This is a genomic window from Acidobacteriota bacterium (assembly GCA_003696075.1).
In the GTDB taxonomy this organism is placed as follows: domain Bacteria; phylum Acidobacteriota; class Polarisedimenticolia; order J045; family J045; genus J045.
Genome location: RFHH01000065.1, coordinates 1 through 18,398, shown reverse-complemented (window position 1 = coordinate 18,398; position 18,398 = coordinate 1). Strand labels below are relative to the sequence as shown.

Genomic DNA, 18,398 nt, shown 5'->3' with positions numbered 1-18,398 from the left:
CCGTGGGAGATCGGCGGCTCCGAGGAGGGGCCCGTTCCGGCGGGGCCGGAGGGTGAGGTCTCCGGGCCCGCGGCGGAGGAGTCGGCGGAGGAGGCCGGGCCGGAGGATGCAGGTGCTCGGTGGGAGATCGGCGGCTCCGAGGAGGGGCCCGTTCCGGCGGAGCCAGGGGGTGAGGTCTCCGGGCCCGCGGCCGTGGAGGCGGCGGAGGAGGCCGGGCCGGAGGATGCCGGTGCTTCGTGGGAGATCGGAGGTTCCGATCGGGCGGCGGGCGAGACCGCGTCCGGTTCCGGAGCGGCGCCGGAGGGAGCGGTTTCCGAGGAGATGGACGAGGGTGTGCCGGAGTCCGGCCGCGGGGAAGGCGTGGAGGTGCCGGACGGGACCGGATCGCCACCGGCCCCGCGTCCCGAGCCGGAACGGGACGAGGCGGGAGAAGAGCCGGAGGAGGACGCGGAGAGGATCGCGGAGCTTCTCGAGGCGGAGGGCGTCTCGCGTTACGTCGCGCGAGCCGAGGAGGATCCGGCGAAGACCCAACGCATCTCCCGTTACGCCCTCGGGCTCGAACCGGGGGAAGGGGCGGATGCGGTCGACGCGTGGGTGTACGAACTGGTCGATCGGTTCAACCGCCGGCACCGTGTGGTCTACCGTCAGCTTCGCATCGAGATCGGCGCGGGGATCCGGAACTATGTCAGGACCTGCCTGCGCAAGCTGGGCGACCGCGGGCGGGTGTTCGGCGACCTCCTCCCCGACGACACCGGTGCTTTCCCGCGCGAAGCGCTGGCGCGGAAGCTGGCCCGGAGTCCGTTGGGCCCCTCCGCGGACGCGCTCGAGCCGCTGATCGAAACCGAGCTCTCACTGGTCCGCGACCTGCTACCGCCGGCCCGGATGCGGGAGATCGACGAGGCCCTGGCAGCCGCCGACGACGCCTGAGCTGCATCTCGCGGCGCCACTCGCGCGGCGGCGTCGCGCCGTCGCGTCATCGCATCGAGCGGCGATCGGCGGGCACCCCCGGACGAGGGGCCCGACGGGACGGCCTCGGGAGCGCGCCGCCGGGCGAGCCGCTCGAATCAGTGGAAAGAGTCCCACGCCTGGCAGTCGGGGCAGCGCCACTCGAACTCCCCCGTCTCCCGCCCGCACCGGCTGCAGCGCCACGGATCAGTCCAGACCCGTTCGCGTTCCCACCGGCTCAGGAGGCTTTCCAGCGCGCCGGCGCTCCCGTTGCGCGCCGCGGCCAGCCGCACCGCGAGGCGGGAGGTGGTCGCCGCGGCGGGTGCCACCTGCTGGAGCCTCTCGAACCACCTCGCGGCCTCGTCGGCGCGGCCGGCGAGGAGCGAGTCGTGAACGAGCCAGGCCAGCGGGCGCCAATCGGCCCCCGTTCCGGCGAGCTCCTCGGCGAGTCGGCGGGCCGCCCCGGCGGGCGCCCCCGAGGACGCCTGCTCGAGCCGGTCGAGGATCAACGCCGCCCGCGACGGGGCGGCGCGAGCCGCCTCGAGCCAAGCGGCGCACGCCTGCTGCACCTTGCCGATCTGGAACAGGGCGTCTCCCACCGTGATGCGCGCGGCGGTCAGATCCGGCGCGTCGTTCAGCGCCGCTTTCGCCTCGACCAGCGCCGCATCCGGGCGTCCCTCCGCGAGCAGCTCCCGTGCCAGGAGGACGCGGCGCCGCGCGGCGATCAGCCGCGCCCGTTCCGGTTCGACGGCAGCCAGGCGTCCGGCGGCCTCGATCGCCTCCCTCCAGCGGCGGAGGCGGGAGAGAAGGCGGCCTCGCGCCACGATCGCCGGGGCGGCGTCCGGCCGGGAGCTTTCCGCGCGGGCGTAGGCCTCGAGAGCGGCGTCGGTCTCTCCCCGTTCCTCGGCGAGCCGCCCGCGCAGGAGCCAGGCCGCGCTTTCGACGTCCGGGTCGAGGTCGCGCGCCGCGAGGATCACCTGCGCTCCCCTCTCGGCCCGCGAGCGATCGCCCAGCCGGCGGAGTTCCTCGGCGAGGAGCAGGTAGACGGCGTCGTCCCTCGGCCGCATCGCCGTGGCCCGGCGGAGGGCGGCGACGGCGCCGCGGTGGTCGCCCGAGGCGAGTCGTGCCAGGGCGGTCCGGAGGATCCGATCGTAAGGCCCGCCCTCCGCGGCCGCAGAGCGGGACCCGCGTCCGGCAGCGGACAGCGCGAGGCCCCCGATCAGGAGGCCCGCCAGGAAGGCGAGCAGAACGGCGAAGATCGTCACGTGTCGTCCGCCAGCCGCGCCGACCCGGGTGCGGCGTCGCGGTCGAGCCGGGCCGCGGGCCGATCCTCCCCGCTCAGGGTGAGGTTCCTCAAGTCGTGGATCTCCTCCTCCAGGCGCCTGAGGCGGCGCCGGAGCCGGTGCCGCTCGACCCGCAGCGACAGGCCCTCGATCACCGCCAGCAGCCCGGTGAAGAGGGCACCGGCCAGGACCGATCCGACGATGACCTGGGCCAGGGAGGTCCGCCCGGACAGCCCGGGGCCGACCCTCAGGTCGACCTCCTGCGAAGCGTTCGCGAGAGCGACCCACAACACCGCGACCACGAACGCCGCCAGCAAGACGAAGATGGCGATCCTCATGCTCCCTCCGACGCGCCGGACCGGGCGCGGAGAACGAAATCGACGACCTCGCGGACGGCGCCGCGCCCGCCGGGGTGCCGCGTGACATACGCGGCGGCGTCGACGACCTCGTCCGGGGCCTCCGGCACCGTCACCGGAAGCCCGACCGCCTCGAGGACCGGGATGTCGGGGAGGTCGTCTCCCACGTAACAGACCTCCTCCGGGGTGAGCCCCCGGCGGGAGAGGATCGCCGCCAGCACGGTGGCCTTGTCCTTCACGCCGAGGTGCACCTCCTCGACGCCGAGCTCCGCGGCGCGGGCCCGCACGGCGTCGGTCGAGCGCCCGGAGACGAACCCGACGGCGAGGCCCTCCTGCCGGGCGCGCACGAGACCGAGCCCGTCGCGCACGTCGAAGCGGACCGCCTCGCCGCCGCCGGGAAGAACGTACAGGCCGCCGTCGGTGAGGACGCCGTCGACGTCGAGCAGGAGCAGCCGGACCCGCCGCGCGGCTTCCTCGGGGTTGTGCGCCCTTCCGGCCCTGCCTGCCATGGAATCCCCGCCCGTCAGAAGAGCTGCGTGCCCCACAGATCGTGGATCTGCACCAGGCCGAGCAGCCGGCCGTCTTCGCCGACCACCGGCAGCATCATGATCTTCCGGCGCTCCATCGTCGCGAGCGCCGCCGAGGCCAGCTCGTCGGGCCCGATCGTCACGGGCTGCGGCGTCATCACCTCGCCGGCGGTGAGATTGAGGGGATCGGGGGAGCGCTCGAGCAGGCGGCGCAGGTCTCCGTCGGTGATGATCCCCGCCAAGCGTCCCTCCTCGTCGACGACGGTGGTGCACCCGAGCCGCTTCCGGCTCATCTCGATCACCACCTCGCGCATCGGCGTGTCGGGCCGCACCACCGGGACCCGGTCGCCCTCGTGCATCACCTGCCGCACCCGGGCCAGCTTCTTCCCGAGCCGCCCGCCGGGGTGCAGCCGCGCGAAGTCCTCCTCGCTGATTCCCTTCCGGACCATCAGCGCGGCGGCGAGCGCATCGCCGAGCGCGAGCGCGCAGGTCGTGCTCGCCATCGGCGCGAGGCCGAGCGGGCAACCCTCCTCCTCCACCGACGTGTCGAGAACGATGTCCGCCTCCCGCCCCAGGGTCGAGTCCGGCCTGCCGGTCAGGGCGATGACGCGGGCCTCCAGCCGGCGAATCGTGGCGAGCAGCCTGAGGATCTCCTCCGTCTCCCCGCTCTGGCTCAGCGCCACCACCACGTCGCCCCGAACGATCATGCCGAGGTCGCCGTGGATCGCTTCGGCGGGATGGAGGAACAGGGCCGGGGTTCCGGTGGAGGCCAGCGTGGCGGCGATCTTCCGGGCCACGAGACCGCTCTTGCCCATTCCGGTGAGCACGACTCGCCCGGGCGCGTCGAGGATCATCCGCACGGCGCGCTCGAACGGCTCTCCGATGCGGGCAGCCATGGCGTCCACGGCCCGCGCCTCGATCCGCAGCACCCGGCGGGCGGTCTCGATCACGGGCCGTTCCTCCCCGGCTCGCGAACGGCCCGGTGCAACCGCGCGAGCCGAACCACCAGCGGTTCCAGGCTGTCCAGCGGCAGCGCGTTCGGTCCGTCCGACAGGGCGCGCCCCGGATCTTCGTGAACCTCGAAGAAGACGCCGTCGGCGCCCGCCGCGACCGCGGCGCGCGCCAGCGCGGGGATGAAGGCGGGATCGCCCCCGGAGGCGGAGCCGAGACCTCCGGGCCGCTGGACGGAGTGCGTCGCGTCGAAGACGACGGGCACTCCCAGCCCGCGCATCACCTGGATGCCGCGCATGTCCACCACCAGGTTGTTGTACCCGAACGTCGTGCCGCGCTCGGTGAGCAGCACGCCGCTCGCCCCCTGCCGGCGCAGCTTGTCCACCAAGGGCCCGCAATCCCACGGGGCGAGGAACTGCCCCTTCTTCACGTTCACCGGCCGGCCCGTGGCCGCGGCCGCTCCGAGGAGGTCCGTCTGCCGGCACAGGAACGCCGGCACCTGCACGAGGTCGAGAACCTTCCCTGCGGCGGCGCACTGCGCGGGCTCGTGGACGTCGGCGGTCACCGGCAGCCCGGTCCGCTCGCGAACCTCCGCCAGGATCTCCAGTCCGCGCTCGAGCCCCGGGCCGCGGAAGGAGTCGAGCGAGGTCCGGTTGGCCTTGTCGTAGGAGGCCTTGAAGACGAACGGCAGGCCGGTCCGCCGCGCCACGCCGGCGATCGCCTCGGCGTGCGCGAGCGCCGATTCGCGGCTCTCGATGACGCACGTGCCCGCGATGACGAGCAGCGGTCCGTCGCCCCCGCACCGGATGCCGGCGGCGATCTCCACGGGCGGAACGGGGGGGACCTCGGTCATCGCTCCCGTGCCGCGCCGTAGCGGAGGGCCGCCCCGATGAAACCGCGGAACAGCGGATGGGGATCGAGCGGGCGGCTCTTGAATTCCGGATGGTACTGGCAGGCCACGAACCAGGGGTGGTCCTCGCGCTCGACCACCTCCACCAGCTCCTTGGCGGGGAAGATGCCCGACGGGATGAGTCCGGCGTCGCGAAGGGCGGGAAGGTACTCGTTGTTCACCTCGTACCGGTGGCGGTGCCGCTCGCTGATCTCCGCCCGCCCGTAGAGCTGGTGCGCCAGCGTTCCCGGCGTGAGCCGCACGGGGCTCGCCCCCAGGCGCATGGTGCCCCCGAGATCTTCGATCCCACGCTGTTCGGGAAGCAGGTCGATCACGTTGTGCGGGGTGTTCGGATCGAATTCGGTGGAGTTGGCCCCCTCGAGGTGGGCCAGCGAGCGCGCCGTTTCGATCACCGCACACTGCATGCCGAGGCAGATGCCGAGGAACGGAATCTGGCGCTCCCTCGCGATGCGGACCGCCCGGATCATCCCCTCGACACCCCGGTCGCCGAACCCGCCGGGGACCAGCACGCCGTCCACGTCGGCGAGCAGATCCTCGCCCTCGTCCTCTTCCAACCGTTCCGCGTCGATGAACTTGAGCTTCACCGCGACCCGGTTCGCGAGCCCGCCGTGGCGGAGCGCCTCGTTGAGCGACTTGTACGAATCCTCGTAGGAGACGTACTTGCCGACCATGGCGATCACGACCTCGCCGCGGGGGCTGCGCGCCTTCTCGACCAGCTCCTGCCAGTCCTCGAGACGGCGCTTCCGGTACGGGAGGTCGAGCAGCTTGGTGATGATCTCGTCGATCCCCTCCGCGGACAGCCGCAGCGGCACCTCGTGGATGTTGTCCACGTCCGGGGCGGCGATCACCTGGTCCTCGCTGACGTTGCAGAAGAGCGCGATCTTGCGCTTGATCTCCACCGGCAGGGGCCGGTCGCACCGGCACAGGAGGATGTCCGGCTGGATGCCGATCGCCCGCAGTTCCCTCACCGAGTGCTGCGTGGGCTTGGTCTTCAGTTCGCGCGACGCGGGCAGCCACGGGACCAGCGTCAGGTGGATGAAGATCGCGCGCCGCGGTCCCAACTCCAGCCTCATCTGGCGGATGGCCTCGAGGAAGGGCAGCGACTCGATGTCGCCGACCGTGCCGCCGATCTCGACGAGCTGGATCTCGTACCCCGGGGACAGCGTTCGGATCGCCTCCTTGATTTCGTCGGTCACGTGCGGGATCACCTGGACCGTCGCGCCCAGGTAGTCGCCCCGGCGTTCCTTCTGGATGACCTGGTGATAGATGCGGCCGGCGGTGTAGTTGTTCTTCTGTGACGTCCGGATCGATGTGAACCGCTCGTAGTGGCCGAGGTCGAGGTCGGTCTCGGCGCCGTCGTCCGTAACGTAGACCTCGCCGTGCTGGAAGGGGCTCATCGTCCCCGGATCGACGTTGATGTACGGGTCGAGCTTCTGGATGGTGACCCTGAAGCCGCGCGACTCGAGCAGCCGGGCGATCGAGGCGGCGGCGAGGCCCTTCCCGAGGGAAGAGGTGACGCCGCCGGTGATGAAGATGTAACGCGTGTCGCGAACCTTGTTGATCGGAATCATCGAGGCCCCGTCCCGGTGGTGCGGCCGAACTCCCGCTCGGCCCGTTCCAGATCCTCCGGCGTGTCCACGCCCATCGGCCGGCCGCTCGCGGGCAGGACCAGCACCCGCCAGCCCGCCTCGAGCGCCCGCAGCTGTTCGAGCCCCTCGGCCTTCTCGAGCGGCGACGGCGGCAGGCCGGCGAACTCCAGCAGCGCCTCGCGCCGCCAGGCGTAGACCCCCACGTGCAGCCGGGCGCACGCGGGCGGCCCGCCCGCGGGAGGCTGCTCGAGGAGGCCGCCGCGGCGGACGTACGGTATCGGCGCGCGCGAGAAGTAGAGCGCCCGCCCGTCGGCGGCCGCCGCCACCTTCACCGCGTTCGGGTCGAGCCACGCCTCCCGCCCGCGGAGCGGGGCGGCGAGGGTGGCGAGGCGGGGACCGCCGGGGGCGGCGACGGCGCTCGCGAGCGCGTCGAGGTCCCCCGGCTCCAGGAACGGCTCGTCGGCCTGCAGCCCGATGACGATCGCCTCCTCCAGCCCCCGCGCGACCTCGGCCACGCGGTCGGTGCCGCTGGGGTGATCCGGCGCCGTCATCGCGGCCTCGAAGCCCGCCTCCTCGACCGCGTGGCGGACCCGGTCGTCGTCCGTCGCCACGATCACGCGCCGGACCGTTCGGGCGCGGCTCGCGATGCCGCAGGCGTGGAGCACGAGGGGACGGCCTGCGAGCGGGGCGAGCACCTTGCCGGGGAAGCGCTTCGATGCCCAGCGGGCCGGTATCACCACGACCGCCTGCGGCATCCGCTGCCTCCCGTCGGCACGGCGTGCGTTCGTTTCGGCGGACGCTCCTGTACCCCGCGCGGATCGTAGACGAGCGGCCCACGGCGGTCAACCCGGGGCGCGGCGTCGGCGCGCCGCGCTATCCTTGGGCGCCGTGGAGCGCGCGTCCGACAACGGTCCGGCCGTCCAGGTGGTGGACCTTCACAAGTCGTTTCCGCGGCGCCGAACCGTGGGGCAAGTGCTCTCGGCCCCCTGGAAGCGTCCCGAGCGCGTTCCGGCGCTGCGCGGCATCGACCTGGTGGTGGAGCGGGGCGAACTCCTCGGCCTTCTCGGCCCGAACGGCGCAGGCAAGACGACGCTGCTCAAGATTCTCAGCGGACTGGTTCTTCCCGACCGCGGGCGTGCCGTGGTCTACGGCGTGCCGGCCGAAAGCGGAGACCTCACCGGTGTGCTCGGCCTCGTTCACGGCGACGAGCGGTCTTTCTACTGGCGGCTAACCGCTCGCGAGAACCTCGACTTTTTCGCCCGGTTGCACGGCCTGCGCGCCGCGGAGCGGCGGCGCCGCGTGGCGTCCCTGCTCGAGCGTGTCGAGCTGAGCGGGGAGGCGGAACGCCGGTTCGGCGACTTCTCGTCGGGGATGCGCCAGCGCCTGGCGATCGCCCGCGCGCTGCTCGCCGACCCTCCCGTGCTGCTGATGGACGAGCCGACGCGGAGCCTGGACCCGGTCAGCGCGGCGCGCCTGCGGCGCTGGATCCGGGAAGAGCTTCACGCCCGGGACGGCAAGACCATTCTCCTGGCGACGCACAACCTCGCGGAGGCCGAGCAGCTCTGCGACCGGGTCGCCGTGGTGGCGCGCGGACGCATCCGCGCGGCGGAGACCCCGGCGGCCCTGCGGCGGAGAGGCTTGACGGGGCGGCAGTACCGGGCGCGGATCGCCGGAGCCCCGCCCCCCGGTGTCGGGCGCCTCGTCCGGAGGTCGCGGGCGGGCGACGAGGAGGAGGTGGTGGTTCAGCTCGCCGAGGAAGCCGATCTCGACCGTTGGCTCGCCGAGCTGCACCGCGGAGGCGGGCGGGTCCTCGAGATCTCCCCGGTGGAGCCGGACCTGGAAGAGGTGTTCGAGCGGCTGGTGACGGACGACGCGGCGTCCGCGGAGGTGTCGCCGTGAGAGGCCTTCTCCGGACCGCCTGGGCCTTCCTCGTCCGCGACTTCCAGACGGAGTTCTCCTACCGCCTCGCGTTCCTGCTGCAGGTGATCGGCCTGTTCGTGAACGCGACCATCTGGTACTTCATGGCGCGCTTCATCGGCGGCGCCGGCGACTCCGCACGGCTGCTCCGGCAGACGGGCGGGCTGGATTACTTCTCCTACGTGCTCGTCGGGCTGATGGTCAACCGGTTCCTCGAGGTCTCCCTGAACGCCTACGCCGCGCAGATCCGCCTCGAGCAGACGACCGGGACGCTGGAGGCGATGCTGGTGACGAGGGCGCGCCTGGGGCATCTCGTGCTCGCCTCGAGCTCGTGGAGCTACACGTTCGCCGCGCTGCAGTCGGCCCTGCTGCTCTTCTTCGGAGTGGTCGTGTTCGGCGTGCGGCTGAATCCCGGCAGCCTGATCGGCGCGGTCGCGGCGGTGATCTTCACCGTCGTCGCGCTGTCGGGGATCGGCATCCTCTCGGCGGCGTTCGTCCTCTACTTCAAGCGGGGCAACCCGGTCAACTTCGTCATCAGCTCGCTGTCCTTCCTGTTCGGCAACGTGGTGATCCCCTCGGCCTCCCTCCCGCCCGGGATCGCGTGGATCTCGAAGTTGATCCCGGTCTCGTACGCGACCGAGGCGGTCCGCGGGGCGCTCCTGCGCGGAGAGGGCCTCCGCCAGATCGCTCCGGATCTGGCGGCGCTGGCCGGCTTCGCCGCCGTTCTCGTGCCGATCGGGTTGGCGGGAGCCCGCGTCGCGGTCCGCCGCGCGAAGCGGGAGGGATCGCTCGTCCAGTACTGAGCGGGATCAGCGCGGACGCGCGGCGGCCGCGACCTGCACGAGCGCGGCGAGCCATCGCACGTGCCCGGCCATCGCCTGCAGCGAGGTGAACTCCTTCTCGCTCTCGGGAGCGAAGTACCCGGTCCCGAGATTCGCGAGTGCGGTGCCGCGGTCGAGGAACGGATCGACGCCGGTGCCCCCGCGAATCGGGCGGATCTCGGCGGCCACGCCCGCCGCCTCGGCGGCGCGGCGGGGCCAGTCGAGCAGCTCGGGCCGCTCCGCGAGCCGCGGGCCCATGTTCACGTACTGGCGGGCGATCTCCACGCGCGGGGCCGGGCCGCCGCCTTCGCGGGCGACCGCTTCCACGTGCCGCTCCCGCTCGCGGAGCCGCCCCGCGTCGAAGTCGCGCAGGCGCACGTCGACGCGCTGGCCTCCCTCGACCGGCATCGACCGGTACGGGGCGGAGTAACCCTCGCGGCCGGACGACTCCTCGGCGGCGATCGGAAAGCCCGGTCGCGAGGAGAGCAGGCGCCCGACGAACCGGAGCGCATCGCCGGCGGCGCGGCCCGGCCGGCGCTCCACCGGGCCGGCGGTGGCGCAGGCGAGCCGGGCACCGCGCGGCGCGTGCGGCTCGACGATCTCGGCCGCCGCGGCCCGGATCGCCTCGATCACGGGCGGGGCGTCTTTCGCGGCCAGCTCGAACACGCCGTCGCAGTCGCGGGAGGGGTCGGAAGCGAAGGCGGCCGGCACCGCGCGCGCGGGCACGATTCCGATCCGCTCCAGTCGGGCGAGGATCTCGGCCGCGAAGCGGGTCGCCGCCCGGTACCCCTCCTCGCGCGCGGTGGCCCCGTGGGTGTTCACCCCCCCGAGGGCGAGCGTGACGCGGCGCCAGCCGGGCGGAACCGGCCGTTCGAGCGGCGCGTCCGGGAAGAACACCGTCGCCTGCGAGGCGTTGAAGTTCTCGACGTTGATCTCGTAGGGCGCGATGCCATCCAGGGTGAAGCCGGTCCGAACGCCGCGGCGCGCAAGCTCCTCCGCGAGCCCGACGACCGCCTCCATCCGCCCGATCTCCTCGTCGGCCCGCGCGATCAGCAGCAGCGGAGGACGAGGGATCTCCGGCCGCTCGGCGAGGAGTTCGGCCAGGACGAGCATCTCGGCCAGCCCGAGCTTGTCGTCGAGACCGAACGGGGCGTCGCCGGGGCCGTGGACGATGTCCTGCCCGATGAAGGGACGGGCGGCGGGGTAGTTCCGGGCGTCGACGACGAGAGAAGGGTTCGCCGGGTAGGGGATCGGCTCGCCGCGCCAGCCCGGGAGGAGGTGCAGCCGGTCCACGGCCCGGGTCCCGCGGGAGGTGTCGAGGTGGGCGCTGAAGGCCAAAGGTGGGGCGCCGGCCCCGGGTCCGCGGCCGGGCAACGACGCGAGCACGCTCGCGTGCGCGTCGCGCTCCACCCGTGCGCCGGCCGCGGCGAGGGCTGCGGCCACCACGTCGGCGAGCTCCTTCTGGCCGGGTGTCGACGGGATGGCGCTCGAGGTCTCGTCGCTCTGGCTGTCGATCCGCACCAGGCGCTCGAGCCACGCGAGCACCCGGCGCCCGAGGCGTTCGTCGGCGGCAGGGAGGATCGGCGTTCCGTCCATCGTCGGCTCCTCGCGCCGGACGATAGCACCGGCCCTCCGCCGGCGCCCCGCTTTTCCGGGGCCGGCTGCCGCCGCGAGTCGAGGTAGCATTCGCCGCATGCACCTCCGGTTCACCCGCGACGAGCTGCTGAGGGCGCGGGCGGCGATCCGCCATCCCTGGCCGGTGCGCCTGCAGGACGTGGACGCCGGCGGGGTCGTTTTCTTCCCCCGCTACCTCGAGGCCTTCAACGACGCGATGGCCGCCCTGCTGGAGAGGTGCGGCCACCCGCTCCCCGATCTCGTGAAGAGCGGTCTCCTCCTGCCGGTGGTCCGGGCGGAGGCGCAGTACCTCGCCCCGCTCCGCTTCGGCGAGCGCGCGGCCGTGGCCGTGGTCGGCGTCCACTGCGGCCGCGCCGGCCGGCTCGCCCTCGGCTACCGCGTCGAGCGCGCCGACGGCGCTCCGGCCGCGGTCGGGCAGACCGACCACCGCGCGGTGAGCGCCGCCGGCTTCGAGAGGACCGAACTACCGGGGCCGCTGCGAGAGGCGCTGCTCCGGGCGGTCGGGGGCGGTTGAGCCCGGTGGGGTCAGCAGGCGTCGAGCGCCTGGAGCGCGGCGTCGTAGTCCGGCTCCTGGGTGATCTCCGGGACGAGCTGAGCGTGGACGATGCGGTCGTTCGCGTCGAGGACGAGAAGCGCCCGCGCCGTCAGGCCGGCCAGCGGGCCGTCCTCGATCAGCACGCCGTAGTCCCGGGCGAACTGTCGCGAACGGACGAGCGAGAGGGTGTGCACGCCGGTCAGCCCTTCCGTCTCGCAGAACCGCTTCTGGGCGAACGGCAGGTCGGCCGAGATCACCAGGACGACGGCATCGTCCCGACCGCCGGCCCGTTCGTTGAACGTCCGCGCGGAGGCGGCGCACACCGGCGTGTCCAGGCTCGGCACGATGCTGAGGATCTTCTTCTTGCCCGCGAAATCGCGCAGCGACACCTCCTCGAGCGCGCTGTTGACCAGCTTGAAGTCGGGGGCGGTGCTTCCGACCGGCGGCAGTTCGCCGCAAGTGTGACAGGGGTTCCCTTTCAGGGTGATCTTCGCCATGGCGCTCTCCTCGCGGGGTCCCCGGCGCCCGGCGGCGCGGGGAGAGGTGCGATTCTAGTCGGCCGGGCGCCGACGCGCCCCTCGGGCCGGTGCGCTCACTGCCCCGATTCCGGCGGAGCCGGATCGGCCAGCAGGCGAGCCGCCTGCCGTCGGTCCGGTTTCCCCTCGCGGGTGAGCGGCAGCGCGTCGACCACGCGCCACCGGCGGGGGCGCGCCGCGCCGCTCAGGCGCGCTCGCAGCCAGGCGTCGAGAGCCGGCCGGGCCGGCGGCGGCCCCTCGGTGACGATCAGCGCCCCGACCACCTGCCCCCACCGCTCGTCCGGGACGCCGGCCACGAGGGCGTCCCGGATCGCCGGATGCCCCCTGAGCACCCGTTCCACCGCCGCCGGGCTCACGTTCTCCCCGCCGCTGACGATCGTCTCGTCGGCCCGTCCCGTCACGTGGACGCAGCCCGCCGAGTCGATCCGGCCGACGTCTCCCGTCTCCCACCAGCCGGCGGCGTCCGGTCCGCCGGCGATCCTCCCCGCGTCGGCATAGCCGCTGAAGAGCACCGGCCCGCGGACGCACAGGCGGCCGTCGCGGACCGCGACCTCCACGCCCGGGAGCGGCGGGCCGCAGCCCGCCGCCGCCCCGGGAAGCGCGAGGGTGACGTGGGCGCAGGTCTCGGAGGCTCCGTAGCAGGGGGCCACGGGAACACCGCGCCGCCGGGCCTCGTCGAGGAGATCCTCCCCGGCGCTCGCGCCGCCCAGCAGGACCGCCCGAAGGTGTCGCGGCGGGCGCCACGCGGGCAGCCGCCGGAGCAGTTCGGCGAGCATCGCGGGAACGAGCGAGACGAGCGTGATTCGCTCCTCCGAGACGATGCGGGCGAAGCCCTCGGGCTCGAAGCGCGGGGAGACGACGACGGGCCGGCGGGCGGCGAGGCAGCGAGTGAGGACCGCGAGCCCCCCGATCCGTGCCGGGCTCAGGCACAAAAGCCAGCGGTCGTCCTCCCGCCACCCCAGCACGGAAGCGCTCGCCGCGGCGGCGGCGGCGAAAGCGCGCCGCGAGAGCACGACCGCTTTCGGGCGGGCGCTGGTGCCCGAGGTGAACACGATCGCGAGCGGCCGCTCCGGATCGTGCGGGTCTCCTTCCAGCGGCGGGGGCGGTGCCAGCCGGGCGAGGGCGGCGCTCCTCTCCGATTCCGTCCAGCGCGCGTCGAGAGGGACCGCGGTGATCCCCTCCTCGATCAAGGCGAGCAGGAGAACCACCGATTCCGCATCGGCGCGCACGGTGACCGGGAAGGGGAGCTCCGGGTCGGCCCCGCGCCGGCGGAGGGCCGCCGCCTCCTCGGCCGCCCGCTCCGCGAGCTCCCGCCACGTCGCGCGGAGGCCCGGCGCGATCAGGGCGAGGCGGGCGCCGGCCTCCCGCGCCGCCGCCCGCACGCTCAGCCCATCCGGCACCGGATCTCCTCCCCGAGCCCGAGGCCGGGGCGATCGTGAGGGACGACGCGGGGGCCGCGGATCTGGGGCGGGTCGAACCGCTCGCCGAGCGCCTCCGGGTCGAGCCCGCACGCCGGGGTCGGACCGGGGAGCGCGAGCGCCGTCTCGGCCGCCGCGGCGAAGCCGATCGGGCCGTCGAAGGCGTGCGTGACCACCACGCCGATGCCGGCCGCCCGGGCGACACGCGCGAGGGCGAGGCAGGCGCGGGGCCCCCCGAGGTGCGCGGGCTTGAGCACGGCGACACGGACCGGGCCGGGGTTCCGCAGCCGGGCCGCGCCCTCCGATTCCTCCAGCGACTCGTCGGCGGCCACCGGAACGGGGAACGCGGGCAGGTCCCACAGGAGCCGCGGGGCCACGGGCTGTTCGAAGTACTCCACGCCGATCTCCGCCAGGCGGGCAGCGGCGCCGGCCGCGGCCGGGGGATCGAGCCTTCCGTTCGCGTCGACGCGGAGGCTCGCGGAAGGGCCGATCGCCGACCGGAGCCGGGCGAGCGCCTCGAGTTCGCCGTCGAGACTTTCCGGACGCCGGGCGATCTTGAGCTTCAGGGTCGCGACTCCCCGCGCCAACGCGCGCTCCGCGGCGGCGAGCAGTTCGCGCGTGCTTCCGGCGGGGAGGAGCGCGTTGTACGCAAGGCCACCCTTCGGGGGACGCCCGCCGAGGACGCGGTGGACGGGGAGGCCGGCGATGCGCCCGGCGAGGTCGAGAAGAGCGGTGTCGAGGGCCGCCCGGACGCGCGCCCGATCCGGTTCGATCGGAAGGTCGGGACCGAGCTCCGGCGGACGGGGGTCGGCGACGGTCAGGCGCCGCCCGGGCAAGGAGCGGCAGAGATCGGCGAGCTGCGAGCGCGCCGCCGCCTCCCGGCCGGGCGCGGGCACGGCGATGCCGACCCCGACCGCACCGTGCGCTTCGAGCCTGAGCACGAAGGCCCGCCTCGCCGGCAAGGGTCCGGCGGGGGGGAGGGTGACCCCGGCGAACGCCGCCGCGTCGATGACCATCGCCGCCCCGTTGCCGCTCATCCGGAACCGGCGGCGAGCAGGCCGGCGGCGAGCAGGATCGCGTAGAGCAGGAGCAGGCGCGCCGAGCCGGCGAGCGCCCTGTTGAGCGTGGGGCCGTCCTCGTGGCGGGCGACGGTCCGGTAGAGCCGGACCGCCGAGGGGAGGGTGAGGGCGGGCAGGACGAGGGCCGGGCTCCGGGCCGCGGCGGCGAGCGCCGGAGAGGCGAGGTAGGCGAGCACGAGCAATCCGGCCAGCTCGGCCAGCCCGGCCCGGCGGCCGAACCTCGCCGCGAACGTCCGCTTGCCCGCTTTGCGGTCGGTGTCGTGGTCTCTGACGTTGTTCACCACCAGGATCGCGGTCGCCAGCGCCCCCACCGGCACTGCCGCCCCCCACGCGAGACCCGGCACGCGCCCGGCGACGACGAAGGAGGTCCCGCACACGGCGACGAGCCCGAAGAAGAGAAACACGAACGGCTCCCCGAGGCCGACGTAGGCGAGGGGCATCGGCCCGGCGGTGTACGCGATGCCGGCGGCGATGGAGGCGACGCCGATGGCGACGACCGGCCAGCCGGCGACCGCTGCGAGGTAGATCCCCACGGCGACGGCGGCGCCGAAGGCGGCGACCATCCCCGCCCGGACCTGGCGCGGCGAGAGCAGGCCCGCCTGGGTGACGCGCAGGGGACCGCGGCGCTCGGCGGTGTCGGCTCCCTTCTCGTAGTCGTAGACGTCATTGGCGAAGTTGGTGCCGATCTGGATGAGGAGCGCGCCGGCTGCCGCGGCCAGCGCCGGCCCGGTCCGCCACGTCCCCGCGGCGCGCGCCGCGGCCGCCCCCACCAGAACGGGCGCGACGGCGGCGGGGAGCGTCTTCGGCCGGGCCGCGAGGGCATAGGCCCGGAGCAGCGGACCGATTCCGCCGGCTCCCCTCGCCGTCACGGGAACCGCTTGAAGCGCGAGAAGTCAGGCTTGCGCTTCTCGAGAAAGGCGCGCTTGCCCTCCTGCGCTTCCTCCGTGAGGTAGAACAGCAGCGTCGCGTCGCCCGCGAGCTGCTGCAGGCCCGCCTGCCCGTCGCAGTCGGCGTTGAACGCCGCCTTGAGCAGCCGGATCGCGGTGGGGCTGTGCTCGAGGATGCGCCGGCACCACGCCACCGTTTCCTCCTCGAGCCGTTCCAGGGGGACCACGGCGTTCACCAGTCCCATCGCGAGCGCCTCCCTGGCGTCGTACTGGCGGCAGAGATACCAGATCTCCCGCGCTTTCTTCTGCCCGACGCAGCGGGCGAGATACGACGCGCCGTACCCGCCGTCGAAGCTGCCGACGCGCGGTCCGGTCTGGCCGAACCGGGCGTTGTCGGCGGCGATCGTCAGATCGCACACGAGGTGGAGGACATGGCCGCCGCCGATCGCATACCCGGCCACCATCGCGATGACCGGCTTCGGCAGCGTTCGGATCTGGCGCTGCAGGTCGAGCACGTTCAGCCGGGGCACGCCGTCGTCCCCGACGTAGCCCCCGGCGGCGCGGACGCTCTGGTCCCCGCCCGAGCAGAACGCCTCCTTCCCCTCGCCGGTCAGGATCACCACGCCGATCGAGGCGTCGTCCCGGGCGTCCTCGAAGGCGCGCTGCATTTCCCGGATCGTCTGCGGGCGGAAGGCGTTCCGCACGTGGGGCCGGGCGATCGTGATCTTGGCGATCCCCTCGGGGGCCTTGTCGTATCGGATGTCCTCGAAGCCGGGTTGCGGTGTCCAGTCCGGCAGGCTCATCGGTTCGTCTCCTCCGCGCGGCGCTCCCGCTCGATCTCCCTCGCGACGGCGGCGGGCGCCTCGAGGAGGAGATTGTGACCCGAGCCCGGTACGACGACGAACCGGCCGCGCGGAGCGAGTCCGGCGATCTCCCGCGCCAGCTCGGCGTAGCGCCGGTCCTCCGATCCGGCGAGGGCGACGAGCCGTCCCGGAAACCGCGCGAGGGCGCGGCGGAGGTCGGGCTGGCGGCCGGGGCCGAGGGCGGCGAGGGCGCGCGCCAGCGCCCGAGGACGGTGGCGGAGGCGCCACGCGCGCTGGCGGGCGAGCGCCTCCGGCGGCCGGCGCCTCTGTGAGGCGAACAGGGGCAGGGCCTCCCATTCCTCCACGAAGCGCTCGATCGGCCCCGCCGCGATCCGCTTCGCCATCGCCGCGTCCCGTCGCCTCCGCTCCCTGGCCTCGGCGCGGGAAAGCCCGGGATGGGCTCCGATCGCGACCAGCAGCCGCGGCAGGTGGGGATGGCGCGCCGCGAGCCCGAGAGCGAGCCGGCCTCCCATCGAATAGCCCGCCACCGCTGCCGGGGCGAGCCCTTCCCGGCGAAGCGCCGCAGCGAGGCGGTCGACGGCGGCGACGAAATCCTCGCCCGGCAGGACGAGGCTCGCGGGGTGGTGGCCGGGAAGATCGACCGCCGCCACCGGTCCCGGCCAGCGCAGGTGCGCGACGACCGCGCCCCACGCCTCCGCCGCTCCGGTGAATCCGTGGAGCAGCACGAGGGGAACGCCGCGGCCGGAGCGGCCCCGCACCCGCAGGTGGAGCGCCGCCCGCCGGCGTTCGGCCGCACCGGAGGGGAAGGCCCGCGGGGTGGGAACCGACGGCGGTGGTCCCACCCGAGTTTCCGCGGCGCGCGTCTTTTCGTCCGGGCGCATCCCCGAGGTCCTTCCGGCATCCGAGCCGCCGAGCGCCCGGAGCTTGCGGCCTCGGGTCGCCCGATGGCCGCGAGACCGGGCCGACATTCCTCCCTGTCATCCCGTCGCGCAGCGCTTCGCACCCATGGGCACCGGTCAGGACCGGCGCGCCGCGCCCTCCAGGAAGGCGCGCGCCCCCGGCGGATCGGGAACGATCTCCACCAGCGTCGGTCCGGGCCGGCCGAGCGCTTCCTCGAGGGCGGCCCGCACCTCGTTCCGCGTGGCGGCGCGTCGGTGGGGCAGGCCGTAGGCGGCGGCGAGGGCGGCGAAGTCGATCGGCGTCGGGCAGCGGAAGCGGTCCCGATACTCCTTTTCGAGGTCGGCGCGGGCGGCGACCGGGAGGAGGTCGAACAGGCGCCCGCCGCCGTTGGCGAGCACCGCCAGGACGAGCGGAACGCGCACCGCACGGGCGGCGGCCAATCCCCCGGCGTCGTGGGCGAAGCTCAGGTCCCCGCCGAGCGCCACCGTCGGCCGTCCCGTGGCGGCGGCGGCCCCCGCGGCCGAGGAGACGAACCCGTCGATTCCGGAGGCGCCGCGCTGGTGCAGCACGGTCAGCGCCCGGTGGCTTCCGGGGGCGGCGATGTCGGCGAGGCGGACGGCGAGGCTGTTGCCCAGCTGGATCTGAGCGCCGTCCGGGAGGGCACCCAGCACCTCGGCCACCGCGGCCGGTTCCGGCATGGGCCCGCCGCCGCGGAGCGCCTGTTCGACCCCGCGCCACGCGCGGGCGTCGGCCTCGCGAACGGCGCCGAGCCACTCGGTGTCGGCGCCGGCGGGCCGGAGCCGGCGCGAAGCCTCGGCCAGGAGGTCCAGCGCCGCCTCGGGATCGCCCACGAGCACCGCCTCCGCACGGTTGACCGGATCGCACCATCGGGGCGCCGCCACCAGAAGGCGGGCCGGCGTCCGCTCGAGCCAGCCCAGCGTCCACCGTCCCGCCGGAGCGCCGTGCAGGAGCAGGACCGCCTCCGGCGGCTGGCGGTCGAGGAAACCGCCCGGGGCCGCGAGCCACTCCAGGCCGTCCAACGCGAGTCCCGGATCGCGCTGCGGGTGGTGGCGGAGCTGGCTCGTCGCCTCGGCGGCGAGGACCGCGGGCGTCTCCGCGGCGAGGCGGGCGGCGGCGCGGGCCGCCGCGGCGAAGCCGGGTGGAGCCGGCCCGGCGATCACCAGCCGCCTCCGCCCGGCGCACCAGATCCGCGCCGCTTCCTCGACGGCGGGGGGATCGGGTGCCGCCCTCGGCGTTCCGAAGAGGGGCGGCGCGGCGGTGGGGG

19 protein-coding genes are annotated in these 18,398 nt (G+C 74.4%); 4 read left to right on the top strand and 15 right to left on the bottom strand.

What is annotated here, in order from left to right:
* Positions 1-927: hypothetical protein (locus D6718_04385; protein ID RMG47171.1), on the top strand; the 927-nt coding region annotated here is incomplete at its 5' end.
* A 137-nt stretch (positions 928-1,064) separates the two neighbouring features.
* On the opposite strand, the gene D6718_04380 is transcribed toward D6718_04385, so the two are convergent.
* From D6718_04380 to kdsB, 7 genes are read right to left on the bottom strand one after another with little or no spacing between them, the layout of a single operon-like run.
* Positions 1,065-2,210 (bottom strand): hypothetical protein, encoded by a 1,146-nt coding sequence (locus tag D6718_04380; GenBank protein ID RMG47170.1) that lies wholly within the window; start codon positions 2,208-2,210, stop codon positions 1,065-1,067.
* The gene (locus tag D6718_04375) at positions 2,207-2,566 is read right to left on the bottom strand and encodes a DUF1049 domain-containing protein (protein ID RMG47169.1); all 360 of its coding nucleotides are present in this window, start codon (positions 2,564-2,566) and stop codon (positions 2,207-2,209) included. Before D6718_04375 ends, D6718_04380 begins: the two co-directional genes overlap by 4 nt.
* Positions 2,563-3,093, bottom strand: a complete 531-nt coding sequence (locus D6718_04370; protein RMG47168.1) for a hypothetical protein — start codon at positions 3,091-3,093, stop codon at positions 2,563-2,565. Before D6718_04370 ends, D6718_04375 begins: the two co-directional genes overlap by 4 nt.
* A 14-nt stretch (positions 3,094-3,107) precedes the next feature.
* Positions 3,108-4,007, bottom strand: coding sequence for a KpsF/GutQ family sugar-phosphate isomerase (locus D6718_04365; protein RMG47173.1), 900 nt, complete (start codon positions 4,005-4,007; stop codon positions 3,108-3,110).
* A gap of 50 nt (positions 4,008-4,057) precedes the next feature.
* The gene (locus tag D6718_04360; GenBank protein RMG47167.1) at positions 4,058-4,915 is read right to left on the bottom strand and encodes a 3-deoxy-8-phosphooctulonate synthase; all 858 of its coding nucleotides are present in this window, start codon (positions 4,913-4,915) and stop codon (positions 4,058-4,060) included.
* On the bottom strand, positions 4,912-6,543 hold the full coding sequence (locus D6718_04355; GenBank protein RMG47166.1) for a CTP synthase: 1,632 nt from the start codon (positions 6,541-6,543) through the stop codon (positions 4,912-4,914). Before D6718_04355 ends, D6718_04360 begins: the two co-directional genes overlap by 4 nt.
* Complete coding sequence (gene kdsB, locus D6718_04350; GenBank protein RMG47165.1) at positions 6,540-7,316, bottom strand: 3-deoxy-manno-octulosonate cytidylyltransferase; 777 nt, start codon at positions 7,314-7,316, stop codon at positions 6,540-6,542. The genes D6718_04355 and kdsB overlap by 4 nt, the downstream gene beginning before the upstream one ends.
* Between kdsB and D6718_04345 the strand changes: the two genes are divergently transcribed.
* Together D6718_04345 and D6718_04340 are read left to right on the top strand one after the other, a co-directional pair.
* Complete coding sequence (locus tag D6718_04345) at positions 7,207-8,460, top strand: ABC transporter ATP-binding protein (GenBank protein RMG47172.1); 1,254 nt, start codon at positions 7,207-7,209, stop codon at positions 8,458-8,460. The two genes, kdsB and D6718_04345, sit on opposite strands and share 110 nt — an antisense overlap.
* A complete protein-coding gene (locus tag D6718_04340; protein ID RMG47164.1) occupies positions 8,043-9,281 on the top strand; it encodes a hypothetical protein in 1,239 nt (412 codons plus the stop codon). Before D6718_04345 ends, D6718_04340 begins: the two co-directional genes overlap by 418 nt.
* Before the next feature lie 6 nt (positions 9,282-9,287).
* Here the strand turns inward: D6718_04340 and D6718_04335 are convergent, their stop codons facing one another.
* The gene (locus D6718_04335) at positions 9,288-10,895 is read right to left on the bottom strand and encodes a M20/M25/M40 family metallo-hydrolase (protein ID RMG47163.1); all 1,608 of its coding nucleotides are present in this window, start codon (positions 10,893-10,895) and stop codon (positions 9,288-9,290) included.
* Between the two features lie 97 nt (positions 10,896-10,992).
* On the opposite strand from D6718_04335, the gene D6718_04330 reads away from it, so the two are divergent.
* The gene (locus D6718_04330; GenBank protein ID RMG47162.1) at positions 10,993-11,448 is read left to right on the top strand and encodes an acyl-CoA thioesterase; all 456 of its coding nucleotides are present in this window, start codon (positions 10,993-10,995) and stop codon (positions 11,446-11,448) included.
* 11 nt (positions 11,449-11,459) lie between these two features.
* On the opposite strand, the gene D6718_04325 is transcribed toward D6718_04330, so the two are convergent.
* From D6718_04325 to D6718_04295, 7 genes are all read right to left on the bottom strand, one after another.
* A complete protein-coding gene (locus tag D6718_04325) occupies positions 11,460-11,966 on the bottom strand; it encodes a thiol peroxidase (protein ID RMG47161.1) in 507 nt (168 codons plus the stop codon).
* A gap of 95 nt (positions 11,967-12,061) precedes the next feature.
* Entirely contained in the window at positions 12,062-13,516 is a 1,455-nt protein-coding gene (locus D6718_04320; protein RMG47160.1) for a 2-succinylbenzoate--CoA ligase, read from the bottom strand.
* On the bottom strand, positions 13,390-14,460 hold the full coding sequence (locus tag D6718_04315) for an O-succinylbenzoate synthase (GenBank protein RMG47159.1): 1,071 nt from the start codon (positions 14,458-14,460) through the stop codon (positions 13,390-13,392). The genes D6718_04320 and D6718_04315 overlap by 127 nt, the downstream gene beginning before the upstream one ends.
* Positions 14,457-15,371, bottom strand: a complete 915-nt coding sequence (locus tag D6718_04310; protein ID RMG47158.1) for a 1,4-dihydroxy-2-naphthoate polyprenyltransferase — start codon at positions 15,369-15,371, stop codon at positions 14,457-14,459. Before D6718_04310 ends, D6718_04315 begins: the two co-directional genes overlap by 4 nt.
* Positions 15,368-16,192: a 1,4-dihydroxy-2-naphthoyl-CoA synthase gene (gene menB / locus D6718_04305; GenBank protein RMG47157.1), complete on the bottom strand. Its 825-nt coding sequence runs from the start codon at positions 16,190-16,192 to the stop codon at positions 15,368-15,370. The genes D6718_04310 and menB overlap by 4 nt, the downstream gene beginning before the upstream one ends.
* Positions 16,189-17,181 carry an alpha/beta fold hydrolase gene (locus D6718_04300; GenBank protein ID RMG47156.1) on the bottom strand — a complete coding sequence of 331 codons (993 nt, stop codon included), beginning with the start codon at positions 17,179-17,181 and terminating at the stop codon, positions 16,189-16,191. Before D6718_04300 ends, menB begins: the two co-directional genes overlap by 4 nt.
* 48 nt (positions 17,182-17,229) lie before the next feature.
* On the bottom strand, positions 17,230-18,398 hold a 1,169-nt coding region (locus tag D6718_04295; protein RMG47155.1), incomplete at its 5' end, for a hypothetical protein.

Excerpts from the sequence above, each read along its gene's own strand:
- D6718_04370 (RMG47168.1), bottom strand. The coding sequence starts at position 3,093 with ATGGCAGGCAGGGCCGGAAGGGCGCACAACCCCGAGGAAGCCGCGCGG.
- D6718_04330 (RMG47162.1), top strand. The coding sequence starts at position 10,993 with ATGCACCTCCGGTTCACCCGCGACGAGCTGCTGAGGGCGCGGGCGGCG.
- D6718_04365 (RMG47173.1), bottom strand. The coding sequence starts at position 4,007 with ATGGCTGCCCGCATCGGAGAGCCGTTCGAGCGCGCCGTGCGGATGATC.
- D6718_04345 (RMG47172.1), top strand. The coding sequence starts at position 7,207 with ATGCCGCAGGCGTGGAGCACGAGGGGACGGCCTGCGAGCGGGGCGAGC.
- D6718_04355 (RMG47166.1), bottom strand. The coding sequence starts at position 6,543 with ATGATTCCGATCAACAAGGTTCGCGACACGCGTTACATCTTCATCACC.
- D6718_04375 (RMG47169.1), bottom strand. The coding sequence starts at position 2,566 with ATGAGGATCGCCATCTTCGTCTTGCTGGCGGCGTTCGTGGTCGCGGTG.
- D6718_04335 (RMG47163.1), bottom strand. The coding sequence starts at position 10,895 with ATGGACGGAACGCCGATCCTCCCTGCCGCCGACGAACGCCTCGGGCGC.
- D6718_04360 (RMG47167.1), bottom strand. The coding sequence starts at position 4,915 with ATGACCGAGGTCCCCCCCGTTCCGCCCGTGGAGATCGCCGCCGGCATC.
- D6718_04325 (RMG47161.1), bottom strand. The coding sequence starts at position 11,966 with ATGGCGAAGATCACCCTGAAAGGGAACCCCTGTCACACTTGCGGCGAA.
- kdsB (RMG47165.1), bottom strand. The coding sequence starts at position 7,316 with ATGCCGCAGGCGGTCGTGGTGATACCGGCCCGCTGGGCATCGAAGCGC.
- D6718_04315 (RMG47159.1), bottom strand. The coding sequence starts at position 14,460 with ATGAGCGGCAACGGGGCGGCGATGGTCATCGACGCGGCGGCGTTCGCC.
- D6718_04300 (RMG47156.1), bottom strand. The coding sequence starts at position 17,181 with ATGTCGGCCCGGTCTCGCGGCCATCGGGCGACCCGAGGCCGCAAGCTC.
- menB (RMG47157.1), bottom strand. The coding sequence starts at position 16,192 with ATGAGCCTGCCGGACTGGACACCGCAACCCGGCTTCGAGGACATCCGA.